The sequence below is a fragment of the Pseudomonas sp. 21 genome, from assembly GCF_000955805.1.
In the GTDB taxonomy this organism is placed as follows: domain Bacteria; phylum Pseudomonadota; class Gammaproteobacteria; order Pseudomonadales; family Pseudomonadaceae; genus Pseudomonas.
In genome coordinates this window covers 217,700-224,227 of record NZ_JYOA01000003.1, presented here as the reverse complement: position 1 = coordinate 224,227, position 6,528 = coordinate 217,700, and the positions used below count along the sequence as shown (strand labels likewise).

The following is a 6,528-nucleotide window of genomic DNA, read 5'->3' as shown; positions in this document are numbered from 1 at the left end:
GGCATGGCCCGCTCCTACAGGATGACCCCGTCGTTACCTTCGCTTGCTACCGCCCAACAGCGCGCCCATCAGCCCTCGCACCAGTTGCCGGCCGATCTGGTTCGCCGCCTGGCGCACCACCGTCTTGCTGACCTGGCTGGCCAGGGAACCGAGAATCTCGCCGGCAATCCCGCCAAAGTCGGTGCCCTTCTCTTCCTTCCCTTGGGTCGGCGCCATCTTGTCGTCGGCGCGGCCGGTGAGCTTTTCGTACGCAGACTCTCGATCAATCGGCTGGTCATAACGGCCTGCCAACGGCGAGCGACGGATGACATCGGCGCGCTCGGCATCGGTCAGCGGGCCGATGCGCGACTGCGGCGGCGCCACGGCCACGCGCTGGACCATCGCGGGCGTGCCCTTCTCTTCCAGGGTGCCCACCAGCGCCTCACCGATACCTAGCTCGGTGAGCACCTTCAGGGTGTCGAACGCCGGATTGGGGCGGAAGCCATCGGCTACCGCGCGCAGGGATTTCTGTTCCTTGGCGGTGAACGCGCGCAGGCCGTGTTGCATGCGCAGGCCCAGTTGCGCCAGCACGTCGTCCGGCAGGTCGCCTGGCGACTGGGTAACGAAGTAGACGCCCACACCTTTGGAACGGATCAGCCGCACCACCTGTTCCAGGCGATCCTGCAGGGCCTTGGGCGTGCCATTGAACAACAGGTGCGCCTCGTCGAAGAACAGCGCGAGGATCGGCTTGTCCGCATCGCCGCGCTCGGGCAGCTGCTCGAACAGCTCGGCCAGCAGCCAGAGCAGGAAGGTGGCGTAAACCTTGGGCGCGTCGTGCACCAGCTTGCTGGCATCCAGCAGGTGGATGCGCCCGCGACCATCGGCCTCGGGGCGCAGCAGGTCTTCCAGTTGCAGCGCCGGCTCGCCGAAGAAGTCTTCGGCGCCCTGCTGTTCCAGCAGCGCCAGGCGCCGCAGCAGTGCCTGGGACGAGGCGCCGGTGAACAACGCACGGTCCTCGCCGAGGATGTCCGGGTTTTCCTTGAAGTGGTTGAGCAGCGCCTTGAGGTCTTTCAGGTCGAGCAGCAGCAGGCCTTCGCGGTCGGCCACCTTGAACGCGGCGAACAGTGCCGCCTGCTGGCTCTCGGTCAGCTCCAGCAGGTTGGCCAGCAGCAGCGGGCCCATCTCCGACAGCGTGGTGCGCAGCGGGTGGCCGGTCTTGCCGGCCACATCCCAGATGCTCACCGGGTAGGCCTGGGGCTTGTGGTTCAGCCAGGGCATGCTGGCGATGCGCTCAGCCACCTTGCCCTGCGGGTTGCCAGCGGCGGCGATGCCGCACAGGTCACCCTTGATGTCGGCAGCAAACACCGCGACGCCGGCGTCGCTGAAGGATTCGGCGAGGTGCTGCAGCGTCACCGTCTTGCCGGTGCCGGTGGCGCCGGCGATCAGGCCGTGGCGGTTGGCGAGTTTCCAGGACTGGCCGACCGGCTGCCCGTCGGGCCCGGCGCCGATGATGAGTTCGTTGGTGGCTGACATCCGTTGTTCCCCTTCAGTGGACCTGTCGCGCCAGAGGGCCTGTCGCGTTGGCTGCTTGAGCAAGAGTGGCGCGTCCCGCCGCGCTTCGCAATCGACTAGGCCGGGACTTTGAAGACATGCTTGAGGTAGTGCAGGAAGTTCTCGTCCTTGCACTGCGTCTTGCCGGGCTCGTCGGAGATCTTCGCCACCGGATGGCCGTTGCAGGCGGTCATCTTCAGCACGATGTTCATCGGCTGCACACCCGGCACATCGCAGGTGAAATGGGTGCCAATGCCGAAGCTGACGTCGATTCGCTCGCGCAGCGCCCGGTAGATTTCCAGTGCACGCGGCAAGTTGAGGCCGTCGGAGAACACCAGGGTCTTGGTCAGCGGGTCGATGCCCAGGTGCTCGTAATGCCGGATGGCCTTTTCCGCCCACTCCAGCGGGTCGCCCGAGTCGTGGCGCAGGCCATCGAAGAGCTTGGCGAAATACAGGTCGAAGTCCGCCAGGAAGGCGTCCATGGTGATGCAATCGGTCAGGGCGATACCCAGTTGCCCGCGGTACTCGCGAACCCAGGCGTCCAGCGCGGCGGCCTGGCTGTCGATCAATCGCGGGCCGAGTTGCTGGTGCGCCATCAACCACTCGTGGGCCATGGTGCCCAGCGGCTTCACCCCCAGTTCGCGCGCCAGGTGGACGTTGCTGGTGCCAACGAAATGGCCGGGGAAGCCATCGCGCAGGTCGCGCACCACCGCTTCCTGCACCGGATAGGAGAAGCGTCGACGAGTGCCGAAGTCGGCCATCTTGAAACCAGCCAGTTCCTCGGCGCTGGCCTCTTTGCGCAACCAGTCGAACTTCTCCTGCAGACGGTCGCGGACCATCGTCAGCGTCGTGCCGGGGTGGCGGTGGCGGTTGCGCACTTCGCTGATGATCGCCAGCAGCGGCACCTCGAAGAGAATCACGTGCAGCCACGGGCCTTTCAGGCGCAGGAACAGCTCCTCGTTCTCCACGCCCAGTTGCACGTAGCTGGGGTTGAAGCGGAACAGGCCGAGGAAGCGGATGAAGTCCGGCTTGAAGAACGGGATGCGCTCGAGGAAGGCCAGGTCCTGCACGGAGAAAGACAGCTCCGCCAAGCGCTCGGTATGCTCGCGCAGCGGGTCCAGGTAGGCGCGCAAGTCCTCTTCGTTGCGGCAGCGGAACTCCCACTCGACTTCGGCGTTGGGATAGTTGTGCAGCACCGCCTGCATCATGCTCAGCTTGTAGAAGTCGGTATCCAGCAGGTTCTGCACGATCCGCCGGGAAAATGCGCTGTCGCTCATGCTCATCTCATTGCAGGCTTGAATCGGCAGTCTAAACCCGTCGCCCACAAAAAACCCCGCCGAGGCGGGGTTTCGAGTTGGAATCAGAAATCAGCGTGCTTTGCTCTGCGACATCCCGAACAGGAAAAGCAGCAGGTCGTCATCCGGACGGATGTCCTGTTGCTTGGCACGCAGGTTGGGCGGCATCGGGCAGCTGTCCAGGCCACCTTTTCCGGTAATGACCGAAGGCCCCGGCTCATGCCAGGCCGCCGCCGCCAGGGTCGCCACCCCGAGCGCGCCGATGAGGAGCAAACCTCGCGTAATTTCTAACTTCATGTCTGCAACCCTTTGATGGCGCTGCCAAACGCCGCTTGGTAACCATAGACAAAGGCCTGCCATTGCGCCTCTGTCCACGACGAGCGGCGTTTTACCTGGCGAAGATCGTGACGGGCGGCACGCTGGGCGCTGAAGCGCTGGCGGGCTTTTTCCATGTCAATCAGGGCCACTTCGATCTTGTCGCCGTCCACCTTCACGAAGACGTGCTTCAGGTAGAGGCAGCCATGCTGCCAACGGCCAGCGTTAAGCTTTGCAAGGGTACTACCGTAATGTTGCAGAATTCTTTGGTGCAGGGCTTCGCCCCAACGCTCCTGGTCGCCACGGGCGTAACAGTCTTCCAGGCTGCTGAAGCCATCCAGGGACTCGGTGACCAGCAGGGCCTGCCATTCGCCATCCACCTTGCGGCAGCCGGCGTAGACCAGGGTGGGCACTTTCACGCCCAGCGCTTCGGCGGCCTGCAGCGCATTGCGCTCGCGGATGGCGGTGGGGTAGCCGAAGGGATGCAGCAGGTCGCGGTAGATGTGGCCCATCTGCTGCTTGCGATAGAGCATCCGGCCGTCGGAGGTCAGGACTCGCTGCACGCCGCTTTCGCCGCCGCGCCGACGGTTGGGTTCCTCGACCCACTTGCCGGGCACCTGGAGCCAACGGTCGATGGCGTTCTCACCGGAAATTTGCTGCAGCGAAGCCAGATCAACGGCCATCCATCACTCCTTACGCAGAATGTAGACCCGCCACATATGGATGAGCGGGACGAAATCAATGTGATCCTGGACCTTGAAACCAGCCTGGCGGAACTCCGCCTCGATGGTCTTGGCGGGAATCACGAAGCGGTTCTGGTAGGCGTGTTTCTTGCGATTCGACTCGGCGCGAGCACGCTTCCAGGACTTGAAGTTGCCATCAACCCACATCGACAGGATCACCGAATCACGGGTTACGCGGTGAAATTCGCGCAACATCGTCAAACGATCTTCATTTTCGCCGATATGGTGCATCAGGCGCATCGAGAAGATGCTATCGACGGCGTTGTCGGGCAGATCAATGGCAAACGCGGAAGTCTGCAAAGGTCGAACGCGTTTTACAACCTCATTCGGTTGACCGGCGCAGGCCACGGCGATCATGTCCGGGGAATTGTCCGCCCCGATGATCACCCGGTTCTCCTTTTCGGCCAGCATCGGCCAGAAACGTCCGGCGCCGCACGGCAGGTCGAGAACCAGATTGGGCTGCCCCGCCAGCTTGAGTGCCTGGCGGGCGACTTGGACATCGCGCCAATGGGAAAGTTTCCGGGAGAGTCCGGCCTGGTGCTTGCGCAGGTAACGTTCTGCGTGCTGGCGGTCGTACTTTTGGGAGAACTCCAGGTCGACGGGTTTTTCAGTCATCGGATTTTTACCTTTCCCGAATTCAGGGCGAACGATACAAACCAGCCTGTCACAGCCGGGTCATGCACTTGTGAAGTTTTTGTCAAACGACGGCTAGGCGAACTTCGAAGCGACAGCCATGGGGTTCGGCCGGACGCAGCGTGACGTCCCAGCCCTCGGAGGCGCAGATCCGCTTGACCAGCGACAACCCCAGCCCAAGCCCCTCACCACGCGGGTTCTGGCCGCGCACGAAGGGCTGGAAGACGCGCTCGCGCTGTTCTTCCGGGATGCCGGCGCCGGTGTCTTCAACCCAGAATCCATTCGGTCCAAGTTGTAAGCGGATGCTGCCGCTTTCGGTGTAATGCATGGCATTGCGCAATAAATTGCTCATCACCGAGCGCAGGAAAGGCGCGTTGAACTGCCCGGGCATCTCCTGGCCGACGTGGTATTCCAGGGTCAGGCCCTTCGCTTCGATCGGGCCACGCCACTGCGCAACCAGTTCGTCGCCGATCTTCCGCAATCCCGCCTGGGACACGATGGCCATGTCCTTGCGCTGGGCTCGCGCCAGCATCAGGAAGGTCTGCACCAGATCGCGCATCTCTTCGCAGGCGCTGTTCATGCGCGCCAGCTGGGCGCGCGCGCGCGTGCTGAGCCCCGGCTCTTCCGCCAGCAGTTCGCAACTGGTGGCGATCACCATCAACGGGGTACGCAGTTCGTGGCTGACATCGCTGGTAAAGAGCTTCTCCCGGGTCAGCACATCGTGCAGCCGGCCCATGGCGTAATCGAAGGCCGCCGCCAGCTCGCCCACCTCGTCGTTGGCGTAGTCCGGCGACATCGGCGGCGCCAGCTCCAGCAACTGGTCGCGGTGGCGGACCTGGCGCGCCAGGCGCGACACCGGTTCCATGACCTTGCGCGCCAGCAGCCAGCCCAACACCCCGGACAGGGCCAGACTCAGCACATAACCGGTGACCACGGCGGCGTAGAGGATCTGTTCGCGCGCCTCGAAGTCGCTCTGGTCCTGTAGCAGGACGAAGCGGCGACCATCGACGTCGCGCGCCAGTGCATGGAAGGACAACTCGCCGTCGAAGACTTCGTGGAAGCCTTCGTCCAGCCGGCGCAGCGCCGGTGGCATGGCATAGACGCCCGCGCCATCGCTGATGAAGAAGCGCATGCCGGGATCGAGTTTCGGAGCCTGGCCGTTCTCCAGGTCCTCGTTGATGATGCGGTCCAGTTCACCGCCCAGGTCGCGGGAAATCAGGCGCTCTTCGACAATATGAACGACGCCGACGATTCCCACCGAAAACAGGCCGCCAACGGCGGCGGTCATGAGTACGAAGGCAAAGACAATCCGTCGGGATAGGCTCTGCTTATACTCCATGCGTTTCCTCCGCCAGCTTGTAGCCGACGCCGTGCACCGTGTGCAGCAGGGAGGAACCGAAGGGCTTGTCGATCACCTGGCGCAACTGGTGAACATGGCTGCGCAGGCTGTCGCTGTCAGGGCAGTCGTCACCCCACACGGCTTCCTCGAGCACGTCACGGCGCACCACGTGCGGACTCTTCTGCATCAGCACTGCCAGCAGCTTGAGGCCGATGGGGTTGAGCTTGAGCGGTTTGCCGGCACGGTTCACTTCGAGGGTGTCGAGGTTGTAGCTCAGGTCGGCGACCTGCAGCTCGCGACGGCCACCGCCCTGGCTGCGGCGCAGCACCGCTTCGATGCGGGCGGCCAGTTCGGAGAGCGCGAAGGGTTTGAGCAGGTAATCGTCGGCGCCGGAGCGGAAGCCCTGCAGGCGGTCATCCAACTGGTCGCGAGCGGTGAGCATGATCACCGGGGTGTCGCGGCGCGCGTCCTCGCGCAGGCGGCGGCACAGGGTGAAGCCATCCAGCCCCGGCAGCATCACGTCCAGCACGATCAGGTCGTAATGGGACGTCGCCGCGAGGTGCAATCCGGACAGGCCGTCCTGGGCACAATCCACCGTGTAGCCTTTCAGGCCCAGGTAGTCGGCCATATTAGCCAGGATGTCCCGATTGTCTTCAACCAACAAAATGCGCAT

7 protein-coding genes are annotated in these 6,528 nt (G+C 63.7%); all 7 read right to left on the bottom strand.

Going from position 1 to position 6,528, the window contains the following annotated elements; translation table 11 throughout:
* Positions 1 to 33: 33 nt before the first annotated feature.
* Positions 34 to 1,512 (bottom strand): helicase HerA-like domain-containing protein, encoded by a 1,479-nt coding sequence (locus UB43_RS06665; RefSeq protein WP_045209658.1) that lies wholly within the window; start codon positions 1,510 to 1,512, stop codon positions 34 to 36.
* A 95-nt stretch (positions 1,513 to 1,607) separates the two neighbouring features.
* A complete protein-coding gene (gene pncB, locus UB43_RS06660) occupies positions 1,608 to 2,807 on the bottom strand; it encodes a nicotinate phosphoribosyltransferase (protein WP_045209657.1) in 1,200 nt (399 codons plus the stop codon).
* Between the two features lie 90 nt (positions 2,808 to 2,897).
* Complete coding sequence (locus tag UB43_RS06655) at positions 2,898 to 3,122, bottom strand: hypothetical protein (RefSeq protein ID WP_045209656.1); 225 nt, start codon at positions 3,120 to 3,122, stop codon at positions 2,898 to 2,900.
* Positions 3,119 to 3,823, bottom strand: a complete 705-nt coding sequence (locus UB43_RS06650) for a lipopolysaccharide kinase InaA family protein (protein WP_045209655.1) — start codon at positions 3,821 to 3,823, stop codon at positions 3,119 to 3,121. Before UB43_RS06650 ends, UB43_RS06655 begins: the two co-directional genes overlap by 4 nt.
* A gap of 3 nt (positions 3,824 to 3,826) precedes the next feature.
* Positions 3,827 to 4,498 (bottom strand): class I SAM-dependent methyltransferase, encoded by a 672-nt coding sequence (locus UB43_RS06645; protein ID WP_045209654.1) that lies wholly within the window; start codon positions 4,496 to 4,498, stop codon positions 3,827 to 3,829.
* A gap of 82 nt (positions 4,499 to 4,580) precedes the next feature.
* Positions 4,581 to 5,855, bottom strand: coding sequence for a HAMP domain-containing sensor histidine kinase (locus UB43_RS06640; RefSeq protein WP_045209653.1), 1,275 nt, complete (start codon positions 5,853 to 5,855; stop codon positions 4,581 to 4,583).
* The gene (locus UB43_RS06635) at positions 5,845 to 6,528 is read right to left on the bottom strand and encodes a response regulator transcription factor (RefSeq protein WP_045209652.1); all 684 of its coding nucleotides are present in this window, start codon (positions 6,526 to 6,528) and stop codon (positions 5,845 to 5,847) included. Before UB43_RS06635 ends, UB43_RS06640 begins: the two co-directional genes overlap by 11 nt.